Genomic DNA, 21,518 nt, shown 5'->3' on the forward strand with positions numbered 1-21,518 from the left:
GCGAACCCCGCAGGCGGCCGGACGCAGGTTGCCCGCAGCGAAGCGAAGGGGTCGCGGGAATTCGGGTCGCCTTTACTTTGCCTACTTTCCTTTGGCGAAACAAAGGAAAGTAGGTCGGCCGCCGGGCCGAGACCCGGCCTCGAAAAAACACCACCCGGCAGGGTCAAAAAGCCAAACCCGCGTCACGCCAGACGAACAAGACAAGCCTCACGACAAGGTCCGCTCGTACATATACCTCCGCGACCAAGCCAACGAAGCAGCCCCCTGCCCCGCCCTCCGACAAACAACCTGAAAGATAGACACATCATCGTGTTCAAACGCATAAGCACACCCCGCCAAATACACCCTCCAAATCCGAAACCTCTCCTCCTCCACCAACGCCCGAATCTCCGGCACACAAGCCTCAAACCGCTCCAGCCACAACTGCAACGTGCGCACGTAATGCCGCCGCAGCCCCTCCACATCCAGCACCTCCAGCCCCCCACGCTGCATGGCCTCCAGCGCCAGGCTCAGGTGCGGCAGCTCGCCATCAGGAAACACATAGCGGTCGATGAACGCACCGCCGCCCAACGCCGTGGCGCCCACGTCGGCATCGGTGGAGGTGATGCCGTGGTTCAGCGCCAGGCCGTCATCGGCCAGCAGCTCGCGCATGTGCGCAAAGTACATGGGCAGGTTGCGGCGGCCCACATGCTCGAACATGCCGACGCTGGTGATGCGGTCAAAGCGCCCCTGCACGTCGCGGTAGTCCTGCAGGCGGATCTCGATGCGGTCGGCCAGGCCTGCGGCGCGCACGCGCTCGGTGGCCGCTTCGAACTGGTTGCGCGACAGCGTCACGCCCACGCATTGCGCGCCAAAGTGCTGGGCCGCGCGCAGCACCAGGGCGCCCCAGCCGCAGCCGATGTCCAGCAGGCGCTGGCCGGGCTGCAGGCGGATCTTGGTGAGGATGTGGTCCAGCTTCTGGCGCTGGGCGGTGGCCAGGTCCTCGTCGCCGTTCTCGAAGTAGGCACAGGAATAGACCATGCCCTCGTCCAGCCAGAGGCGGTAGAAGTCGTCGGACACGTCGTAGTGGTACTGGATGGATTCGCGGTCCGTGCTGCGGCTGTGCCGAAAGCGCCTGGCCGCGCGCGCCGCAAGCGCCAGCCGCCCCGGCCCCTTGCCCGCGCCCTGGGTCTTGGACATGCGGCGAGCCAGCGCATAGCCGAAGTCGATGATGTCGGGCAGGCGCCCGTCGATGTCGATCTGGCCCTTCACATAGGCTTGGCCCAGGTGGTCCAGGCTGGGGTCCAGCAGCAGCGGCAGGGCCGAGGCGCTGCGCACGGTGAGCGTGACGCGCGGCTGCTCGAAGCGGCCGAAGTCGAACTGCTCGCCATTCCACAGCACCAGCCGCGCCGGCAGATCGGCCCGTGCACGCACGGCCTCGGCCCAGCGCCTGAGCTTTTTGTCCCAGAACATCGTGCATCTCCCCGGGGCTGGCGGCGCCCCCCTTTTGACATGACCCGCATGAACCGCATGAAAAGCAAATGACGAGTCTTGCCGGTTCATGTGACGGCAAGACGTCAGCACGGCAGCCCGCGCCGGTAGCGGATCGATACAGACCCGATGGCGCCCACACCCCGCCAGCGGCCCGGCTTGGGGCACACTGGCCGGCGTTCCAACTGCCCCGGCGCGAAGGCGCCTGCGACAGACCCATGCAAGCCTTTGACCTGAGCATCGAACACTGCATCGAGCACCGCAACGAACAACGCAGCACCGGCGGCTATGGCCTGCCGGATTTCAGGAACCTGCCATCGAACTGGAGCCACTGACGTCATGGCCATGACCCATACCCAGGCGCTGTCCAAGCTGGCAGCCGACACCCTGGTGCAGACCCTGGAGGAAGACGTGGCGCGCGTGATGGCGCGCACGTTTGCGCTGGGCCGGCACGATGCCGCTATTGCGGCCAACTACGGCGGCCATGCCCTGCCGCCCCTGCTGCGGCGCTGGAGCTGCGTGCTGCAGGCCGGTGACGCCAAGGCAACGGCGCTGTACCGGCACAAGACGGCGCTGGCCCTGGCGATCGTGCTGCACAGGAACGGCCTGGCCGACGCGGGCCTGAACGCGGCGGCGCGCACGGCCATCGATGTGCTCAATGCCGAGGTGGCGCTCAGCGATGATTTTTTTCGCAAGTCGGCGCAGATCCGCCAGGACTTCCTGGACACGCCGCCCGCGCCGCCCAAACGCTCGCCGGGCCTGCCCGACAGCCTGACCTTCTACCGCGCGGCCGACGTGGTGGCCATGGAGCTGGACGGGCGCTTCCACGCCCTGTACGTGCACGGCTGCGCCAGGACCAACCAGAGCCCCATCGTCGAGTTCTACGACGCGGTGTTCGACCACCTGCCGCAGATGGCGGAGCTAGCCGACGTGCGCGCCCGGGGCCGGCGCTACAACGATGGTGTGGGGCGGGTGGCGCGGTTTTCCATATCGGGCCTGAAGTTCCTGCCCGACCCGGCCGGCCAGTTCACCCTGGTCAAGGCCTGCGTGGAGACGCCGCCGGACCCCGGCCATCTGCAAAAGGGCGACTGGCTCTACACGGTGTCCGACATCTTCGAGCTGCAGTCCGAGGTGGACACCATGTTCGGCCCCGGCGGCAAGCCCTGAGCCTTGAGCTTTGAGTCCTGGCAGCGGCCTGTTCTTGCCTGTTTTCAAGAGGAAATTCATGACGCACCCCCGGCCTTCCACTCTGCCCTCCCGCATGGCCTTGCCGGCCGCGCTGGCAATGGCTGCCACGCTGGCCCTTGCGGGCTGCAACCAGCGGCATGACACAGCAGCCATGGAATCTGCGCCCGCCCCCGCGCCCATGGCGGGCGGCGCCGGCATGAAGCAAGGCCGCGCCGCCACCGTGCAGGCCGAGGATGCGGCAGCCGCCGCACCAGAGACATCGGCGCAGGACGAGATGGCCCAGCGCTTCCTGGCCGTTCGCCAGGAGCTGAACGTGGAAGTGCCGCAGGCGCAGCTGGCCGATGCCTGGGGCCAGGTGCGCGACCTGTGTGCCACGCTGCGCTGCGAGCTGCTGTCGGCATCGCTGCTGCGCGAGACGCCCCAGCAGCCCGGCAACGCCATGCTGGAGATGCGCGTGGCGCCGGCCGATGTGCAGCGGCTGCTGGGCACGCTGGCCGGCGTGGCCACCATCGTGTCGCAGAACACCATCAGCGAGGACAAGACCGCCGAGGTGATCGACGTGGAGGCGCGCATCAGGAACCGTACCGAATTCCGCGACAGCCTGCGCCTGATGCTGCGCGACACCACGACCAGGCGCACCATGTCCGACCTGCTGGAGATACAGCGCACGCTGTCGGACACGCAGGCCGAGCTGGACGCCATGGCCGCCCAGCGCAAGGTGCTGGAGCAGCAGACCAGCAAGCAGCACATACAGATCCAGTTCACGCCCACCCGCGCCCTGGTGCAGGGCGGCACCAGCTACAGCCCCATAGGCCGCGCGCTGCGCGATGCCGGCCATGTGCTGGGCGAGAGCATGGCCGCGCTGATCACCTTCGTGGCGGCCGTGCTGCCCTGGCTGGTGCTGGTGGTGCTGCCGCTGGGCTGGGTGCTGCGCGCGCTGTGGCGGCGCAGGCGCGCCAGGAAGGCCTGAGCGGCACAGCAGGATCAGGAAGTACGGCGGCACGGAGACCGGCCCGCCCGGCGGCACGGCCGTGCTCCAATCAAGCCATGCCCACCGAACCGAGCCTTGACGACCTGCGCCGCCATGCCGTGGCGCGCACCCTGTTCACGCCGACCACCCTGCCTGCGGCCATACAGCGCCTGGGCTTTGTGCAGGCAGACCCGATTCGCGCCCCGGCCCGGGCACAGGACCTGACGCTGCGCCACCGCGTCAAGGACTACCGCGCCGGCGACCTCGAGCGCCGCTACGCGCGCCTGGCGATCGACGAGGACTGCCTGGTCAACTACGGCTTTCTGCCCAGTGAGCACCTGGCGCTGATGCACCCGCGCCAGGCCCGCAAGGCCTGGGATGCCGAGACGCAGCGCAAGGCTGCCGAGGTGCTGGCCTTTGTGCGCGAGCGCGGCGCCGTGCATCCGCGCGAGGTGGAGCAGCATTTCTCGCACGGAAGCGTGAAGAACTACTGGGGCGGCTCGGGCAGCGCCAGCACGCAGTTGCTCGACGGCATGCACTACCGCGGCCTGCTGCGCGTCAAGCGCCGTGACAGCGGCACGCGCGTCTACGAGGCCATCGCCCACCCGCCGGCCGACGATAGCCCCGCCGCCAGCGCCCGGCGCGCCGCCGCGCTGATCGACCTGGTGGTGCGCAAGTACGCACCGCTGCCAGCCCCCAGCCTCACCTACCTGGTGCGCCTGCTGGGCTATGGCGCGCCCCACCTGGCGCAGCAGACCCAGGTGGCGCTGCGGCTGGCGCGCGAGCAGCTGGCAAGCTGCCGCATCGACGGAACCACCTGGTACTGGCCCGCCGACGAGAACCCACGCTCGCGCCGCCATGCCTTCGACGAGCGGCTGCGCCTGCTCGCGCCCTTCGATCCAGTGGTCTGGGACCGGCGCCGCTTCACGCTGCTCTGGGGCTGGACCTACAAGTTCGAGGCCTACACGCCACCGGCCCGGCGCCAGCTGGGCTACTACGCCCTGCCCATGCTCTGGCAGGGCCAGGTGATCGGCTGGGCCAACCTGCAGGCGCGCGACGGCCGGCTGGAGCCGTCATTCGGCTATGTGGCCGGCGCGGCGCCCGGCGATGCCGCCTTTCGCAGCGCGCTGGATGAGGAGCTGCAGCGCATGGAGCTGTTCCTGGCGCCGCGCTGAGGCGCAGGCACTCGCCCCCTGCGCGCGGTTGCCGCCCCACAGGAGCAGCGGCAAGGCAGCTCAGGGGCAGTCCGTTCAGAAGGTTCCGCGCAGCGTGAGCGTGGCATTGCGCGGCATGCCGTAGTAGGTGCCGTTGCGCGCGCCGCCCACGGCAGCCCAGTAGACCTTGTCGGTCACGTTGCCGATGTTGAGCGCCGCCGTCCAGTTGCGGTTGATGCGGTAGGAGGCACGCAGGTCCAGCACGGCATGGCCGGGGTTCTGCACGGTGTCCACGCGGGCATGGCTTTGCGCGCTGAGGTTGGCGCCCACCTTCCAGGCCGACCATTCGCCGGGCAGCGCGTAGCTGGTGGACACGCGCAGCAGGCTGCGCGGGGTGTCGGTGCTCAGCGAGCTGCCTTCGTCGTCGCGCGTGTTCAGCCAGGTGTAGCCGCCCGAGACCTGCCAGCCGCGTGCAAGCTCGCCACCGATCTCGGCATCGAAGCCCTTGCTGCGCAGCACGCTGGAGTTGCGGTAGCAGTCATTGGTGGTGACGCCAGGGCACAGGCCTTCGTTGCCGGTGTCGAACACGGCCACGTCGCGCTTCTTGATGTTGAACACCGAGAAGGCCACGTTGAGCTTGCGCTCGAACAGTTCACCCTTGATGCCGGCCTCGTAGTTGGCGCCCACGGCGGGCTTGAGGCGGTTGCCCTGCACGGTGGCGTACTGCGACTGGGGCTGGAAGGTGCTGGTGTAGCTGGCATAGACCGACCAGAGTTTGTCCAGGTCGTAGACCAGGCCCGCATACGGCGTGAAGCGGCCGTTTTCGCGGTAGTCGTTGGTCAGGGCGCCGGTGAAGGTGTCGTTGGAGCGGAACTTGAACCAGTTCAGGCGCCCGCCCAGGTGCAGGTGCAGGCGTTCGGCCAGCTGCAGGCGCCCGCTGCCGTAGATGCCCAGCAGTTGCTTGCGCTCCCTGAGACTGAAGTCATAAGGGGGAGCCACGGGATCGGGGATGCGCGAATGGTCGAAACGGAAGACGTCCAGGGGCATGGCCTCGCCAGAGGAGGCCGACTGGGTCAGCACCTTCTGCTGGGTCCAGCTGGTGCCGAACATGACCTTGTGCGTGCCGCCCAGCGCCTGAAAGCTGCCGGTGACGTTGGCATCCAGCCCCGTGGCATCGATGTCGCGCGCAATGAAATCGTTGCCCACGTAGCGCAGGCCCTGCAGGGTAACGGGATCGATGGCGCCGCGCGCCGATCCCAGCTTCTGGTCGATGGTGGTCTTGCCGTGGTTGAGCGTGAGCTTGGCCACCCAGTCGCCGCCCATGCGGTGCTCGACCTCGCCGAACACATCGTCCACCTGGGCCTCGTGGCGGTTCCAGCGCTGGCCCAGCGAAGTGGAGCGCGGCAGGCCCAGCGAGGCGCCGTTGGAGTAGCTGGGCAGGCCGAAGATGCTGTAGCCGTCGATGTCGGTCTGTTCATGTCGGTAGCCCGCCGTGACCTTGGTGCCGGCGCCCAGGTCGGCGTCGATCACGCCGTAGAGCATGGGCGAGCGCGAATGCACCAGGTCGATGAAGCTGTGGCGGTCGGTATAGGCGGCCACCACGCGGCCGCGCACCGTGCCGGCCTCGTTGACCGCGCCGCCTCCATCGATCTCGGTGCGAAAGTTGTTCCAGGAGCCGATGCTCTGGGCAAACTCGAAGTGCTTTTCCGCACGCGGGCGCTTGCGCACCATGTTGACCACGCCGCTGGGGTCGCCCGCGCCCACCACCAGGGCGCCTGCGCCGCGCAGCACCTCCACGCGGTCGAGGATGGCCGTGTCCATGGGCACCCAGCCCGTGGGGCTGTAGGTGCCGCCGGCCACGCCGTCGAGCAGGTAGTTGGAGTCCGGGATTTCGTAGCCGCGCATCATGTAGACGTGTGCCCCGAAGTTGCGCTGCGACTTGGTGGCGCCCGTGGTCTGCAGGATCACGTCTTCGACGGAAGACAGGTTCTGGTCATCCATCTGCTGGCGCGTGACCACGGTGACCGACTGCGGTGTCTCGCGAATGGACTGCTCCATCTTGCCGATGCTCAGAGCGCGCGTGGTGTAGGAGCCGGTCTGCTCGGTGGTGGGGCTGGTGATGGCCTGGGCCGTGACGCGCACCTCGGCCATGGCCTGGGCCGTGCCTGCGGTGCGTGCAGCGGCAGCTGCAGAGGCTGGAGCGGGCGCTGCGGTGCGCAGGCCCCAGTTGCCCGAGCCCGTGCGCACCAGCTCCAGCCCGCTGCCCTGCAGTGCCGCGCGCGCGGCCTGCTCGGGCGTGTAGCTGCCGCGCACGGCGGGCGCGGTCAGACCGCGCACCAGCTCGGCGTCGATGCCGATCTGCTGGCCGCTTTCGGCGCCTATGCGCGCCAGCGCGCTGCCCAGCGGCTGGGCCGGCAGGTCGTAGCTGCGCACGGACGAGGCGGCTGGCGCAGCGGGCGCGGAAGGGGAAGTCTGGGCGTGGGCGCTCAGCGCGCAGGCCAGGGCGGCAGCGGCCAAGGTGCGCAAGGGCAAGGGGCAGGAGAGCAGCATGCGGGTTCTCGACAAGGAGGTTGGAAGGGCCTGAAAAGCAGGTTTCCAAGGCTTGTCGAGCGCGCCGCAAAAAGTGTTCATTTTTTTGCGCGCAGGCACCGACCTCACCCGATAGTCACTCGATGGTCACCAGCCAGCCACGCTGGTAGACGTTCACGGCAATGGGCAGGGTCTCGGCCAGCGCCGCCAGGGCGCGGTCGGTGTCGTCCAGCGAGAACGTGCCGTAGACATGCAGGGCCGCCGCACGCGGCGCCACGCGGATGAAGCCCGCGCGGTAGGCACGCAGGGCCTGCACCACATCGCCCAGCGGCTGGTCATGCGCCTCCAGCATGCCGCGCTGCCAGGCCGAGGCGGTGCCGGGCTCGGTCGCATCCTCGGCAATGCCTGCCGGACCGAAGCGTGCACTGCGGCCTTGGGCCAGCACCTGGCTTGCACCCTGTGGCGTGGTGATCTCCACGCTGTGCTCAAGCATGCTCACCAGGCTGCTGCCGGCCTCCTGGCGCACCACGAAGCGCGTGCCCAGCGCGCGCACCTGGCCGTGGGCCGTGCGCACGGTGAAGGCGGCGCCCCCTTGCCCTGCCTCCCAGGCCTGTGGCGCCGCATGCGCCAGCAGCGTGCCCTGGCGCAGGATGACGGTGCGGCGGCCACCACTGAAGTCCAGGTCAGCCGCCGAGCGCGCATCCAGCGTGATGGTGCTGCCATCGGGCAACGCAAAATCACGCCGCTCGCCCGTGCCGGTGCGCAGGTCGGCAGCCCATTGGCTGATGGGTGCGTGGCGGTGGGCCACGAAGGCGGTGCCCACAGCCATGCCGCCCAATCCCAGCGCGCCGCGCAGCAGGCTGCGGCGACGGCGGATGCGCGATTCGGCACGCTGCAGCGCCTGGCCCATCAGGCTGCCCGAGGCCGCAGGCGCGCCGGTGCGCAGCGGCGACAGCATCTGCTGCAGCGGTGCCTGCAGCCGCTCCCAGGCCAGGCGGTGGCCGGCATCGGCCCGCAGCCATTGCTCGAAACCCTGGCGCTCGCCATCGCTGACGGAGCCCGAGTTCAGCGTGACCAGCCAGCCCACGGCCGCCTCGGTGGCAGCATCCAGACTGCTGCCGTCCTGCGAAAGAGAGGCCGCCATGTCAGCCGCCGCGCGCCACCGCAATGCCGGCCTGCTGGCGGGCCAGCGCGATGGCGATGCGCCGGAAGGCCTCGGCCATGTGGCGGCGCACCGTGCTCAGGGAAATGTCCAGCTGGTCGGCAATGGCCTGGTAGGTCAGGCCGTCGATCTGGCTCAGCAAAAAGGCCTGGCGCGCCTTGAGCGGCAGGCCGTCCAGCGCCTGGGCGATGTGCTCCAGCGTCTCCAGCAGCACGGCGCGCTCTTCGGGAGAAGGCGCCAGCTCCTCGGGCTGCAGGGCCAGGGTCTCCAGATAGGCCCGCTCCAGCTCACGCCGGCGCCACAGCGTGAACAGCAGGCGCTTGGCAATGGTGGTCAGAAACGCGCGCGGCTCCTGCACCACGGCAGCGGGGCGCGCCGCCACCACGCGCACAAAGGTCTCGGACGCCACATCCTGCGCCTCGGCCGTGTCGCGCAGCCGGGCCTTCAGACGCGACAGCAGCCAGGCATGGTGGCCCACATACAGCTGCTGGACCTGGAGCATGGATTCTGGAGGCGTGTGCGGCACGGACATGGGGCGGTATTTTAGCCGTCCGCAATAAGAATGGTTTGCATTCCACCATTCCCCCAGGGCAGCCGGACCGCCCTCAGTTCATGCGCGGCAGATTCGCCGCCTTGATGGCCGCGCCCATGGACTCATGGCCCTGGACCAGCTTTCTGCGGTATTCGGCGCCGGTGAGCGGCGCCGGGTCCACGCCGGCTGACTCGAAGATGCGCGCCACCTGGGGGCCCTCGGCAGCTGCCATGGCGACGCGCTCCAGCCTGTCGCGCAGGGCCGGGGGCACGCCCTTGGGGTAGGCCAGGCCGATCCAGGAGTCGATCTCCACGTCGTAGCCCTGCTCCCTGAGCGTGGGCACCTCGGGCAACTCCTTCCAGCGCATGGGGCTGGCGCTGGCGAGCAGGCGCATTTTTCCGGCCTTGACGTGCTGGACGATGTCCGAAGGGTTCTGCACGATGACGTCCACCTGCCCGCCGATCAGGCCGGCCACGGTCTCGGCGCCAGACTTGTAGTTGATCTCCTCGAACCTGCCGCCCGTCTTGCGCCCCAGCTCGTACATGGCCAGGTTGTTGGGCGCGGACGGCGCGCCAAAGAAGATGCCCTTGCCCTGGCGGGACGCGGCCACCAGGTCGGCCATGGTCTTGTAGGGCGAGTCCGCGCGCACGGCCACGCCATAGCGGTAGCGGGCCACGCCTGCGATGAAGTCGAAGTCATCGACCTTGTAGTCCACCTTCATGAGGTGGGGCGTGATGGCGATGGTCGAAAACGTCACCACGCCCAGCGTATAGCCGTCGGGCTTTTGCCGGGCCAGCGACGAGACGCCCAGCGTGCCCTGCGCTCCCGCGCGGTTGTTGGGCACCACGGGCTTCTTGAGCAGGCCCTCCATGGCATTGCCGATGGCGCGCGAGGCCACGTCGGTATTGCCGCCTGCGCCGTAGTTGATGATCAGGGTCAGTTCCCGCTCGGGAAACGCGTCCGTGCCCTGGGCCAGCGCCGGGGCGCCGGCTGCGGCCGCCAGCGCTGCCGCGCAGAAGGCCGAAAGCAGGCATCTGCGAGATGCGGGGGATGGATATGCATGCATGGTTGTCTCTCGTTGCGATCTTGGGTTCTGTCGTCTTTGGAAGTCGTGCTTTCACGGTGCTGCGCACTACCCACTGACCGGGAAACAGGCACGCCCTGGAAGTGGGGGCACCGAGGAAGGGCCGCCCCGCACCGAGGGTGCCGTCCCCCCGCGAAGCGAGAGGGGGAAGCGGCGCAGCCGCTCAGGGGGTCGTCCTTCCTCAATTCATGAAGAAGCCGCCGTTGACGTCGATCACCGCGCCATTGGTGAAGCCCGCAGACTCGCTGCACAGGTAGCGGATGGCGGCACCGACCTCGGCCGCCTCGCCCAGGCGCCGCACGGGGATCTGCTCGGCATAGCGGCGGTTGACCTCGTCGCCGGCCTGCTGCGCCATCGGCGTCAGGATGCGGCCCGGCGCCACGCAGTTGGTGGTGATGCCGTACTGGCCCATCTCCGAGGCGATGGAGCGGCTCAGGCCCAGCACGGCGGACTTGCTCAGCATGTAGGCGGGGCCGGCCACGATGGACTTGCCGCGCCCGGCCAGCGAGGACACGTTGACGATGCGCCCCCAGGCCCGCTGCTTCATGCCCGGCAGCGCCAGCTGGCACAGGCGCAGCATGGACAGCAGGTTGACGTCCAGGATCTGCTGCACCTCGCCCAGCCCCACTTCGAGAATGCCGTTGGACTGTCCGTTGGCGTTCTTGAGGCTGATGCCGGCGTTGTTGACCAGGATGTCCACGCCGCCATGGCGCTGCACCATGTCCGCGACCACGCGCTGGCGGGCTGCCTCGTCGCAGACATCGAGCACCACGGCGCTGGCCCGGGCACGCAGTTCCTGCGGAACCAGATCCAGGTCGGGCGCGGCCAGGTCAGCCAGCACCACGCGGCGGCCGTCGCGCAGCAGTTCGATGGCGGTGGCCAGGCCGATGCCGCGTGCGGCGCCGGTCACCAGGGCCGTGCGGAGGGGGAAGTTCTCAGGCGCGCTCATCAGTGGCTCTCCGGCGTGTAGAAGGTGATGGGGGGAAAGGCGTCTTCGGTGCACATGACCTCGATCAGCGTGGCCTCTTCGGCGGCCATGGCGGCGCGCAGCGCGGGGGCGATGGCATCGGCCGATTCCACGCGCACGCCGTGTATGCCGCAGGCCCGTGCGATGGCCGCGTGGTCCACGCCGCTGAAGTTCACGGCCGAGGTGTGCTCGCCGAACTTCACGTGCTCGGCATGCTTCTGGTAGCCCAGGATGCCGTTGTTGATGAGGACGGTGATGACCTTGATGCCCATGCGCCTGCAGGTCTCCATCTCCGACCACACATGGCCGAAGCCACCGTCGCCCACCAGGCAGAACACCTGGCCGCCGTCCTGCGCCAGGCGCGCGCCCATGGCCATGGGCATGCCCCAGCCCAGGCCCGCCAGGCCGCGCGGCGTGATGAAGCGCTGGCCGGCCCGGCGCGCGGTCAGGTAGTTGGTGACCCACAGCGTGGAGTAGCTGGCATCTGCCACCACGGTGTCCTTGGCGGTCAGCAGGGCGTCGAGCTCATGCATGATGCGCTCGGGCCGGATGGGTGCGGCGTTGGACAGGCGCACTTCGGCTGATTCCTGCCGGTGCCTTTCCCTGCCCTCGGCAATGCGTGCGGCCAAGGCAGCGCGCTGGCCGGTACGGGCCGACAGATCCAGCGGCGCGGCGATGTCCAGCATGGCTTGCAGCGCCAGCCGCGCATCGCCCACCAGGCGCATGGCGTCGTAGTTGCGCCCTATCTCCTGGCCGTCGATATCGAGGTGGATGAATTGCGCATCGCGCGGGTACAGCGTCCAGCTGTCCGTGCCGTTCTGGTTGGTGCGGTTGCCGATCAGGAACACCACGTCCGCCCCGGCCACGAAATCCTTCAGGTAGCGGCCCGAGCCATTGGGCCCCAGGCAGTTGGCGACCACGCCCAGCGACAGCTCATGCGTTTCGGCCACGGCACCCTTGCCCATGTTGGTGGTGGCCACGGGCAGGCTCAGCGCATCGGCAAAGGCGCTCAGTGCCTCGCTGGCACCCGAGATGTGCACGCCGCCACCGGCAACGATGACCGGCGCACGGGCCTGGAGCAGCGCGCCTACTGCCTGTTCCAGCAATTGCCGTTCGGGCACGGCGCGGTCCAGCGGAAAGCGGGCCAGTGCAGCGGGCCGGGGCACGCTGGAGGGCTGGGCAGGCTCGGTGAGCAGGTCGGCCGGCAGCATCAGCGCCACGGGGCCAGGCCGGCCGCTGCAGGCGGCGATGATGGCCTGCTCCACATAGTCCTCCACGCGCGATGCCTGGTCCACGCGCCGCACCCACTTGGTCACGGGCTTGAACAGGCCTATGTGGTCCAGGTCCTGGAAGGCGTTCCTGTCAGTCTGGTCGCGCGCCACGTCCTGCACCAGCGCGATGATGGGGATGGAGACCTTCAGCGCCTCGGCCAGCGGCGCCACCAGCAGCGCGGCGGCCGGCCCGTTCTGCGCGGTGATCACAGCCGGCCTGCCGCTCATGCGGGCATGGGCATCGGCCATGTAGCCGCCCGCGTTCTCGGTGCGGTAGGCGATCTGGCGCAGGCCCAATTCCTCGGCGGCCAGCACGAACATGCTGGGCAGGCTCTGCCCGAAGAACTGCGTGATGCCGTGCCGCTTCAGGACCCGGGCCACCAGGTGGCCTACGGTGTCCTGCTTGTTCAATCCAGGGTTGCTCAGGGGTTTCGACATGGGTTGCGGTTTCCGTTCAACAAAAAAAGGCGTAGCGGCTCCCTCGCCATGGCAATCGCCAGCGATACGGAAAGGGAAGCCAGGGGGAACTTATCTATTCAGGAAATTCAAAGGCAATCCAGGACACGGCCAGTCCAGCGCCACCAGCCGCCCCGTGGAAGACAGGGTGACAAAAGCCGTCTTCAGGTCCTTGCCACCAAAGCAGATGTTGGTGGTCATGGGGTCGGGCAACTCGACCCGGTGCAGCACCTGCCCGGCTGGCGAGACCACGGTGATGCCGCCCTCGCCCAGCGTGGCAAGGCAGATGTTCCCTTCGGCATCCACGGCCAGGGAGTCGATGTTCTGCATGCCAAGCAGGCGGCAGACCAGCCGTCCGCCATTGGGCGAATCGGGCCAGGGCCGGGCCAGGATGTGCCCGGGCTCGCCGATATCGAAGGCCCACAGCCGCCCCGTGAAGGTCTCCGCCACATAGAGCGTCTTCTCATCGGGAGAAAGACCGATTCCGTTGGGCGACCACAGCGGGAAGACGGCCTCGCGGATGGCGCTGCCATCGGCCAGCGCGTAGCAGACGCCGCCCCGGTCCGCCTCACGCGGCCGCACCTTGCCGTGGTCGGTGAACCAGAACCCGCCATGCCGGTCGAAGACCAGGTCGTTGGGCCCCTTCAAGGGTCCGCTGCCGCTTTGCGTGTACAGGCATTCGACCTGGCCCGAGGCCAGGTCCACGGCCTCTATGCGCCCGCCTGAATAGTCGTTGGCCTGGCCTATGGGCCGCAGCCCATGCTCCACACTGCGGTGCCACTGGAAGCCACCGTTGTTGCAGATGAACAGCTTGCCGCCGGGGCCTATGGCGGCGCCGTTCGGGCCTGCACCCAGGTGGACGAGCTGCCGCCTTGTGCCATCGGCCGTCACCCGGGTCAGCCAGCCGTTGGCGATCTCCACCAGCACGACCGATCCATCGGGCATGGCCACCGGGCCTTCGGGAAACTCCAGGCCGTCGGCCAGCTCACGAATCCTTGGTTCTGCTTTTTCCAACGTGTATGCCCGCATGCACCCTCCCTTAGATATGATGCATGGTACTTGATGCATCAAACACCAATTACAGGGTTAGCCCTTGGCAAAGCCGCACACCGTGGCCATGGGCAAACCGTCCTTCCTCGGGAGGTACCATTGCGCCCAAGCAGTTGCGGAGGCCCGATGTCCAGCGTTTTTTCACAGATCCGAACCAATCAGACCCTTGCCGAAAAAACCTATCTGCAGATCCGCGACGCCATCGTGAGAGGCCAGCTGCAACCCGCGCAGCGCCTCGTCTATCGCAGCCTGGCCGAAGAGTTCGGCATCAGCCCCACGCCCGTGCGCGATGCCATACAGCGCCTGGCCTCCGAAGGCGCCCTGGACCTGGACGACCGCGGCGTGGCCACCGTGCCCGTGCTCAGCGTGGAGCAGTACGTGGAAATCATCGCCCTGCGCATCGAACTGGAAGGCCGCGCCGCCGCAGCTGCCGCCAGCCGCCATCCGGGCCAGGGCTTCATCGACACCCTCACCCAGCTGCACCAGGACCTGGAAAAATCCATCGCCGTGGACGACGACGCCACGCTGATCGCCAACGAGCGCTTCCACTTCTCCATCATCGAAGCCGCGCAGCAGCCCGTGCTGGCCAGCCTCATCGGCCTGCTGTGGCTCAAGTGCGGCCCCTCCGTGCGCTACCTGTACCGGGGTACCTACGCCCGCGCGACCGAACATCCGCACATCCGGCTGATCCATGCGCTGGAGCAAAGGGACGGCCCCGCCGCCCGGCAGGCCGTGGTGCAGGACCTGCAAAGCGCCTGCCTGCATATCCTCAGGAAGATTGCGAAGGATGATGGGTTGGAGTTTCCGCAGGAGTGGGTAGTGGCGGGCTAAGACTTTGCCCCCCACGCCTGTGCTTTCGTAGTTGCTCCGTGCCATCCATGCAGGTTTTGTCTAGCGCCTTCGCCCCGCTGCAACCCGTTGATTCCCAAACCAATGAGCGACCTCTCGCAAAGCAGACAGCTCTCCCCGGCTCCCAATCTTTCGGCACACACGCCCATGATGCATCGGCCCGTTTCTCCAATGAAAATGGCACCACTTCAATAAAAAGTTACGCCAAAAGCTACGCTCATTCAAAAGGCCGCCTATGTTGCCTTTGGTGTTTTCGATGTTGGCACCCAAGTGGCGGCGCCCTCATCCTCGTCTTCAAGGGAGTAGGGTCGGAAGCTGCATACAGGCTTGCCCGCCCAGGCATTCAGCTCATCCTTGATGCGCGACTGCAGCGGCCGGATTTCGTTGCGAGCGAACACCTTCGCGGCCTTCTCCACATCCCCGAAACCGCCCACGTTGTTCGGTGCCATGCCCATCAGCTGGGGCGGAACCCGATGCGCGGCCAGCACGTCATCCCTGCTGCTGGCCTTGATGTTCACGAATTCGTCTTTAGCCGCCACCTCGCTGATGGGAATCAGCTTGATGCCATCGGCCTTGCCGTTGGGCGCGTAGTAGAAAAGGTTCTTGAAGTTGCCCACGCCCTTGGACTTGATGAGCTGATCGCGCATTGCCTCGATATCTTCCTCATGCTGGGCGGGGTCGGTCACGTAGAGGATGAAGCCAGCGTGCGATCCGTTGGCGTAGTAGCGCCGCCGGAACAGCGTGGCCGCCTCGTTGAGCAGGGCCGACTGCACGGCGCCCAGGTACTGCGGCAGGCCGTATACCTCCTGATGAATGTCGGGCTCCCGCAGGTGGAAGACCTGGCCAGCCGGGAATTCGTGCTCGTTCTGAAAATCGCTGATCTGGAAATATTGCCCGGCCTCTTTGCCGCGCCGCGTGTACTTGCCAAGCGTGTGCTCCAGCCGCAGCAAGTCCCCCACCAGATTGCGCCGGCTTTCCAGATAGCCATTGCCCAGCGTGAGGTAGTCCAGAGCGAAGGCCTGGAAGGCGCCGGGCGAAAGATAGGGCGACGGCATCAGCGTGCTGGTCAACACGTTGACCTTGAAGCGGATGGCGGACTCATGATGAGCACCGACGCGCAGCATGCGCGCCAGATCAGCAAAGCTGACAGGCGGCTCATACCAGCGGCCGTTATCCATGCACTCGATGTATTCGAGGATGGAAGCGCGACCGCCCACCACTGGCTCAGGATCGCCAAAGGTGAACATCACAGAGCGCGCGGGGCCTGCGGGCGCGGATTCGGCGGCAGCATCATTGCCGGGCGCTGCGCTGGCCTGGGTGGCTTCGGTCATTCGGATATCTCCACAAAGGATTGCGAGAGCGTGGAGCCGGCGAACTCGGTCCCCTGCTCCAGTGGTTCGTTGGAAAGCGCATTCATGGTTGCCCACGCCAGATCACCGTGGCCGGTCTGCTCCGAACGGCCGCTGCTGTAGGTGATGGAGCGGCCCGTGGGCGTCATCTCCTGCTTGACCGACATGAAGCTGGCGGCCATTTCCTTGTCGTCCTGGTCGAACTCCAGCCGGCCGGCGCGCAGCACGGTCTGGGCCTTGAGCACCAGCAGGATCTTGGCTTCGAGGCTGTAGCGCAGGCCGCGCACGGCGGGAAAGAACTTGCGCACAAGCTGGTAGACGCCCTGCCCCATGCCGGTTGTGTCGATGGTCATCTTCTCGACGTTGAACTGCTGGCAGATGCGCTGGATTTCCGCCGCCTGGTCCTCGTACTCCATCTTGTGCATCTGCTTGCGGTACAGGATGCGGAACTTGCCACCGGGCTTTTCAGGCGGCGCCAGGACCACCAGCGCGGACTTGTCGCCGGTATGGCTGGGGTCATATCCAACCCAGACGCCTTTGTGCCCAAAGGGCCGCTGTGTGAAGGCCTTGAAGTCCTTCCATGCCTCCCAGGGGTCCACCATGCCGCGCTGGAGCAGCGACAGCGGAAACACGGCCAGCGCGTCATCCATGAACTGGCACAGGTACAGATTGGCGAAGACAGTGGCGGCCTTGGTGGAGCGCAGGTTCTCGATGTCGAACAAGGTACAGCCGCCGCGCTCGGCATCCTCGACCGTGACGATGTGGCGCCAGATGCCGTCCGCGCCTCGAAAGCCATTGGCCAGGTGCTCATGGCGCAGGTCGATGTCCAGCTTGCGGTCGGTGATGTGCGAGCCGTTCCACAGCGCGTAGGCCTCATGCTGCAGGCTGGAGGGAGTGCTGAAATAAGTCAGGCGCCACTGCTTGTGCGACGACATGCCGCTGGCCACGTTGTTCAGCTCGGTGAAATTCGTGGTCCAGAAATATTCATCGAAGTACAGATTGCCGTGGTAGCTCTGGGCCGTGCGCGAGTTGGTGCCCAGGAAAATCAGCTCGGCCCCATTGGGCAAGATGATGGGATCGCCTGTGAGCGTGACACCAATCTCTTTCTTGACGAAAGCGATGATGTAGTTGCGGAACACATGGGCCTGGTTCTTGCTGGCCGACAGGAAAATCTGATTGCGCCCCGTCTGGAGCGCATCAATCAGCGCCTCGCGCGCAAAGTACCAGGTGGCGCCGATCTGCCGGCTCTTGAGGATCTGCCGGGTGCGCTCCATGGCTGCGCCCCACCAGGTGCGCTGGTAGTCAAACAGCGAATCGAGGAAGGCTTTGCAAAGCACGTCCACCTGCTCGGGCGTGATGGCGTTCTTTTCCGGCTTCTTCTTCGGCCCGGCATTGCGCAGCTCGATGTTGGGATTCAGGTCACTTTCGCGGCCCGTCTGCCCATACTTGTCGATACGCGCCAGGCGCTCCATCTGCCGCGTGAGCAGGTCGATTTCCTTGAAGTCGCCGCCCGTCTTCTGATCCTTGTTGATGAGCGACACCAGGCGCGACTCCAGCGTGCCGGCCACGCGGTCCACGGGCTTGGCCTCTTCCCAGCCATCAGCGCGCGCCCAGCCGATCAACGTGGTGCGCGGCACGCCCAGGCGCTCGGCGATGTGCGTGAACTTCCAGCTCATCCAGAACAGTGCCCTCGCTTCGCGGCGCACCCCGGCGCCGCCGTCCACGGGACTGGACGGGCCAGCCGGCAAACCTGAGCCCGCCGCTGTGGGCAGGCCATCGAGGCCGAAGGGCAGAGGGTTGTCGGCCTGCTTGGTGGGCTTCTTCGCGGCGGTCTTGGTGGGCGCTTTCTTGGCCGATGCCGCTGCGCGATGCGGCGCCGGCCTGGCGCGTTTTGCAGTGCTGGGCATGACTGGGAGTTTGTCCCGCGCGCGCGCGAAAAGCAGCATGCAAAAACTGTCACTCGCCTAGCCACAGAGCGCGCTGATTGCTACAAAACTTGCACCGAAAGAACATAGGCACCAGATCAACTCTCACCACTGGCTGCACGCTATGAGCAAGAAATTTTTCCGGGTCGCCACCGAAGGCAAGACGGTGGATGGGCGCGAAATCAAACGCGAATGGATCGAACAGATTGCCAACACCTACAGCCGCGCCAAGTACGGCGCGCGGGTCTGGGTGGAGCACCAGCGCAGCATGTGGCATGACAGCCCATTCAGCGCCCAGGGCGACGTGCTGGAAGTCGAGGCCCGCGAGGTCGAGGACGGCCTGCTGGCCCTGTTCGCAAGCATCAAGCCGCTGGAATCGCTGGTGGCCATGAACCGCCAGGGCAAGAAGATTTACAGCTCCATTGAGGTGGAGCCCAACTTCCAAGGCAAGGGCGAGGCCTATCTGATGGGCCTGGCCGTGACCGACAGCCCGGCCAGTACCGGCTGTGAAGCACTTTCGTTCTCGGCCAAGGACGGCAAGAAGCTCTTTACGGAATTCATCGAGACCGAGCTGGACTACGGCGATGACGAGCCCGAGGCAGGCCCGGCCCGCGATGGAGTGGTTTCCAAGCTGCTGGCCAAGTTCAAGCGCCTGTCCGGCCGCCAGGAAACCGGCGAGAAATTCGCGGCGGAAATGACCGAGGCCATGCAGGAGGCCGGCAACGCCATGGAAGCGCTGGACGGCAAGGTGTCCAAGTTCGGCACCGAGCAGCAAGACCTGCGCAAGAAGCTGGAGGAACACCTGGAGGCCTTCGCCGAGTTCCGCGAGAAGGTAGAGAAAACCGACAGCAACCCCAACAAGCGACCGCTGAACACCGGTGGCGCCGGCTACGAGAAGGCCGACTGCTGACCCCTGGCCAGCCCACTACACCAGACCGAGGAAACCGACATGCAAAAGCTCACCCGCCAGCAATACAACCAGTTCTTGAAGGACCAGGCCCAGCTCAATGGCGTTGAAAGCGCCGCCGAGAAGTTCGCCATTGAGCCCAGCGTGCAGCAGCGCCTGGAAACCAAGATCCAAGAGTCCAGCGAGCTGCTCAAGCGCATCAACATCGTGCCGGTCACGGAAATGGAAGGCGAAAAGCTCTACCTGGGCGTGACCGGGCCGATTGCCAGCCGCACCAACACCCAAACCAAGGACCGCCAGACCCGCGATGTGAAGGCCATCGACGGCACGAAATACCGCTGCGAAAAGACCAACTACGACACCCACACGCGCTACCAGACCCTGGACATGTGGGCGAAGTTCAAGGACTTCCAGCCGCGCCTGTCCCGCAGCATCTACGAACGCTGCGCCCTGGATCGCATCATGGTGGGCTGGAACGGCATCAGCGTGGCCGCAGACACCGACCTGGTAGCCAACCCGCTGCTGCAGGATGTGAACATCGGCTGGCTGCAGCAGCTGCGCAATACAGCGCCCGAACGTGTGCTGCATGAAGTCGTTCAAGGCAGCGGAAAGGTCAAGGTCGGCCACAGTGCGGGCAATGACTTCAAGACCCTCGATGGTCTGGTCTACGACGCCTACAAAACGCTGCTGGACCCCTGGCATGCCGAAGCCGCGGATCTGGTGGCGATCACAGGCCGCGACCTGATGCACGACAAGCTGTTCCCGCTGGTCGATGGGCAGAAGGCGCCCACCGAGATCCTGGCCGCCAGCATCGTTGCGAGCCAGGCCCGGCTGGGGCGCCTGGCGGCCAACGCCGTGCCGTTCTTCCGTCCCAATGCCATCCTGATCACCAGCTGGTCCAACCTGTCCATCTACTACCAGGAAGGCGGGCGCCGCCGGTCGATTCTGGACAACCCGAAGCGCGACCGCGTGGAGACCTACGAAAGCTCCAACGATGCATTCGTCATCGAAGACCTGGGCAAGGCCGTGCTGATCGAAAACATCGAGATCGAGCCCGAAGCCTGATAGCAGCCAGCGCGCCGGCTCTGAACGGGCCGGCGCCACACCAGCGGGGAACCCATGAACCAATCACCAGCCCAGCGGCACCGCTTGCGCGTGCTGGCGGCCAAGCAGGCACAGCAGGCGGCCGATGCCGGCGCGCACGGCGAGGCCACAGGCTCGGCCTATGAAATGCAGCTGACGCAGCTGCACCAGTTCCGCCTGCGCCTGAAGGACGTGCAGAGCCTGGAGCGGCGCGCCGAGATGAAGCGCACCATGCTGCCCGAGTTTGACGACTACATCGACGCGGTACTGCAGGCCGCGCCAGGCGTGCAGGACGACGTGCTGGCCACGGTCCTGCTGTGGAGCCTGGATGCAGGGATGTATGACCGAGGCCTGGCGCTCGCCAAATACGCGCTGGAGCACGGGCTCAAGATGCCCGACAGATTCGAGCGGCCCGTGCAGACCATCGTGATCGATGAGGTAGGTGAGGCCGTGATGGCGGGCCGGCTGGCCGGCAAGGATGCAGTGCGCATCACGGCCGAGGTCATCGCCATGACCGATGGCCTGGATGCACACGACCAGGCCCGCGCCAAGCTCTACAAGGCCGCCGGCTGGGCGCTGCTGGGCAAGACATCGAGCAGCGATGTGGACATGGAGTCCCGTCCCATCACCGCATGCCGCAAGGCCATGCCGCTGCTCAAGCGCGCCTTCGAGCTGGACACCCGTACCGGCGTGAAAAAAGACATCGAGCGGCTGGAGCGCCGCCTCAAGAAAGAGGCATAGCTCCAACCGCCGAAACCGAGCGTACCCCGCGCCCGTGGCGGCCCCAGGGCAAGGACAGCTGACACAGCACCGTCCAACGCCCTGGGCCACCGCCACACCTCAACACCGGAGCCTGCATGTTTGTATCCAACGTCAACCCACCGAACCAGAGGCCAACGGGCACCGTTGCCGGCGATGGCTGGTGGCCCGATGTGGACGCCGACCGCATGCTCAAGGAATGCCGCTTTGACGCGACCGTGACCCCCGAGCGACTGCGCCAGGCCGTGGTGCTGGCAGTGGCCGATATCACCGGGCAGCTGGAGGCCTGGCGGGCCGAGCAGGAGGCCGCCGGCCATGACGCCCTGGACAAGGTGCCAGCGCGCCAGGTGGACGGCAAGAGCGTCAAGCCTGCGCAGTTCCTGCGGGCCGTGCAAAGCCATGTGCAGGCCGAGCTGGCCGAGGCCTACCGCGATCTGGACACCCTGCCGAACGGAGAGGGAAAAGAAGGGCGTGTGCTGTCCCGCCTGGAGATCCGCGTGGACACATTCCAGCGGAACCTGCGCAACGCCATCGCTGACTTGCGCGGCCGGCGGCGAACCATCGTGGAGCTGATCTGAGATGGCCACACCCGAAAACATGCAGCAGGGGCTCGCTGTGCGCGCGCACGCGCATGACACGCTGGACGGACTCGTATGGCGCCATCTGGGTGCCACAGGCGGAAACGTGGAGGCCACCCTGGCCGCCAATCCGGGTCTGGGACGGATTGCAGACGACTTGCCAGAGGGGCACCTTGTGCGCCTCGTCACCGCGCCGGCACCGACCCGCCAGCGCGTTTACCTGTGGGACTGAGAG

Annotated in this window: 19 protein-coding genes; 9 read left to right on the forward strand and 10 right to left on the reverse strand. The window is 66.8% G+C overall.

Features of this window, described 5'->3' with window-relative positions; all coding sequences use genetic code 11:
* Nucleotides 1-207: 207 nt before the first annotated feature.
* Nucleotides 208-1,452, reverse strand: coding sequence for a cyclopropane-fatty-acyl-phospholipid synthase family protein (locus DELCS14_RS21535; RefSeq protein ID WP_013803531.1), 1,245 nt, complete (start codon nucleotides 1,450-1,452; stop codon nucleotides 208-210).
* Nucleotides 1,453-1,809: 357 nt separating this feature from the next.
* Here DELCS14_RS21535 and DELCS14_RS21540 point away from each other — a divergent pair, with 357 nt between their 5' ends.
* The 3 genes from DELCS14_RS21540 (at nucleotide 1,810) to DELCS14_RS21550 (ending at nucleotide 4,803) form a co-directional block, all read left to right on the forward strand.
* Entirely contained in the window at nucleotides 1,810-2,637 is an 828-nt protein-coding gene (locus DELCS14_RS21540; RefSeq protein WP_013803533.1) for a hypothetical protein, read from the forward strand.
* A 58-nt stretch (nucleotides 2,638-2,695) separates the two neighbouring features.
* Complete coding sequence (locus DELCS14_RS21545; RefSeq protein WP_013803534.1) at nucleotides 2,696-3,628, forward strand: DUF4349 domain-containing protein; 933 nt, start codon at nucleotides 2,696-2,698, stop codon at nucleotides 3,626-3,628.
* A 77-nt stretch (nucleotides 3,629-3,705) separates the two neighbouring features.
* On the forward strand, nucleotides 3,706-4,803 hold the full coding sequence (locus DELCS14_RS21550) for a crosslink repair DNA glycosylase YcaQ family protein (RefSeq protein WP_013803535.1): 1,098 nt from the start codon (nucleotides 3,706-3,708) through the stop codon (nucleotides 4,801-4,803).
* Between the two features lie 75 nt (nucleotides 4,804-4,878).
* Here DELCS14_RS21550 and DELCS14_RS21555 read toward each other — a convergent pair whose 3' ends face one another.
* The 7 genes from DELCS14_RS21555 to DELCS14_RS21585 all read right to left on the reverse strand — a co-directional run bounded on the left by DELCS14_RS21555 (nucleotide 4,879) and on the right by DELCS14_RS21585 (nucleotide 13,812).
* A complete protein-coding gene (locus DELCS14_RS21555; RefSeq protein WP_013803536.1) occupies nucleotides 4,879-7,332 on the reverse strand; it encodes a TonB-dependent receptor in 2,454 nt (817 codons plus the stop codon).
* A 115-nt stretch (nucleotides 7,333-7,447) separates the two neighbouring features.
* A complete protein-coding gene (locus tag DELCS14_RS21560; RefSeq protein ID WP_013803537.1) occupies nucleotides 7,448-8,455 on the reverse strand; it encodes a FecR domain-containing protein in 1,008 nt (335 codons plus the stop codon).
* A 1-nt stretch (nucleotide 8,456) separates the two neighbouring features.
* A complete protein-coding gene (locus DELCS14_RS21565; protein ID WP_043796423.1) occupies nucleotides 8,457-9,005 on the reverse strand; it encodes a sigma-70 family RNA polymerase sigma factor in 549 nt (182 codons plus the stop codon).
* A gap of 73 nt (nucleotides 9,006-9,078) precedes the next feature.
* Entirely contained in the window at nucleotides 9,079-10,071 is a 993-nt protein-coding gene (locus DELCS14_RS21570) for a tripartite tricarboxylate transporter substrate binding protein (RefSeq protein ID WP_012204208.1), read from the reverse strand.
* A gap of 199 nt (nucleotides 10,072-10,270) precedes the next feature.
* Nucleotides 10,271-11,038 (reverse strand): SDR family oxidoreductase, encoded by a 768-nt coding sequence (locus tag DELCS14_RS21575; protein WP_013803539.1) that lies wholly within the window; start codon nucleotides 11,036-11,038, stop codon nucleotides 10,271-10,273.
* Nucleotides 11,038-12,765: an acetolactate synthase catalytic subunit gene (locus DELCS14_RS21580; protein ID WP_013803540.1), complete on the reverse strand. Its 1,728-nt coding sequence runs from the start codon at nucleotides 12,763-12,765 to the stop codon at nucleotides 11,038-11,040. The genes DELCS14_RS21575 and DELCS14_RS21580 overlap by 1 nt, the downstream gene beginning before the upstream one ends.
* A 90-nt stretch (nucleotides 12,766-12,855) precedes the next feature.
* On the reverse strand, nucleotides 12,856-13,812 hold the full coding sequence (locus DELCS14_RS21585; protein WP_013803541.1) for an SMP-30/gluconolactonase/LRE family protein: 957 nt from the start codon (nucleotides 13,810-13,812) through the stop codon (nucleotides 12,856-12,858).
* 147 nt (nucleotides 13,813-13,959) lie between these two features.
* On the opposite strand from DELCS14_RS21585, the gene DELCS14_RS21590 reads away from it, so the two are divergent.
* Complete coding sequence (locus DELCS14_RS21590; RefSeq protein ID WP_013803542.1) at nucleotides 13,960-14,664, forward strand: GntR family transcriptional regulator; 705 nt, start codon at nucleotides 13,960-13,962, stop codon at nucleotides 14,662-14,664.
* Between the two features lie 251 nt (nucleotides 14,665-14,915).
* On the opposite strand, the gene DELCS14_RS21595 is transcribed toward DELCS14_RS21590, so the two are convergent.
* Together DELCS14_RS21595 and DELCS14_RS21600 are read right to left on the reverse strand one after the other, a co-directional pair.
* Nucleotides 14,916-16,013, reverse strand: coding sequence for a phage portal protein (locus tag DELCS14_RS21595; protein ID WP_013803543.1), 1,098 nt, complete (start codon nucleotides 16,011-16,013; stop codon nucleotides 14,916-14,918).
* On the reverse strand, nucleotides 16,010-17,938 hold the full coding sequence (locus tag DELCS14_RS21600) for a terminase family protein (RefSeq protein WP_157158312.1): 1,929 nt from the start codon (nucleotides 17,936-17,938) through the stop codon (nucleotides 16,010-16,012). The genes DELCS14_RS21595 and DELCS14_RS21600 overlap by 4 nt, the downstream gene beginning before the upstream one ends.
* A 142-nt stretch (nucleotides 17,939-18,080) precedes the next feature.
* Between DELCS14_RS21600 and DELCS14_RS21605 the strand changes: the two genes are divergently transcribed.
* From DELCS14_RS21605 to DELCS14_RS21625, 5 genes are all read left to right on the forward strand, one after another.
* Nucleotides 18,081-18,866 carry a GPO family capsid scaffolding protein gene (locus DELCS14_RS21605; RefSeq protein WP_013803545.1) on the forward strand — a complete coding sequence of 262 codons (786 nt, stop codon included), beginning with the start codon at nucleotides 18,081-18,083 and terminating at the stop codon, nucleotides 18,864-18,866.
* A gap of 39 nt (nucleotides 18,867-18,905) precedes the next feature.
* A complete protein-coding gene (locus DELCS14_RS21610) occupies nucleotides 18,906-19,928 on the forward strand; it encodes a phage major capsid protein, P2 family (RefSeq protein ID WP_013803546.1) in 1,023 nt (340 codons plus the stop codon).
* Between the two features lie 54 nt (nucleotides 19,929-19,982).
* A complete protein-coding gene (gene gpM / locus DELCS14_RS21615) occupies nucleotides 19,983-20,687 on the forward strand; it encodes a phage terminase small subunit (RefSeq protein WP_013803547.1) in 705 nt (234 codons plus the stop codon).
* A gap of 116 nt (nucleotides 20,688-20,803) precedes the next feature.
* The gene (locus tag DELCS14_RS21620; protein ID WP_013803548.1) at nucleotides 20,804-21,283 is read left to right on the forward strand and encodes a head completion/stabilization protein; all 480 of its coding nucleotides are present in this window, start codon (nucleotides 20,804-20,806) and stop codon (nucleotides 21,281-21,283) included.
* A 1-nt stretch (nucleotide 21,284) separates the two neighbouring features.
* A complete protein-coding gene (locus DELCS14_RS21625; protein ID WP_013803549.1) occupies nucleotides 21,285-21,515 on the forward strand; it encodes a tail protein X in 231 nt (76 codons plus the stop codon).
* The last annotated feature ends 3 nt before the right edge of the window (nucleotides 21,516-21,518 follow it).

This window comes from Delftia sp. Cs1-4 (genome assembly GCF_000214395.1).
In the GTDB taxonomy this organism is placed as follows: Bacteria; Pseudomonadota; Gammaproteobacteria; order Burkholderiales; family Burkholderiaceae_C; genus Comamonas; species Comamonas acidovorans.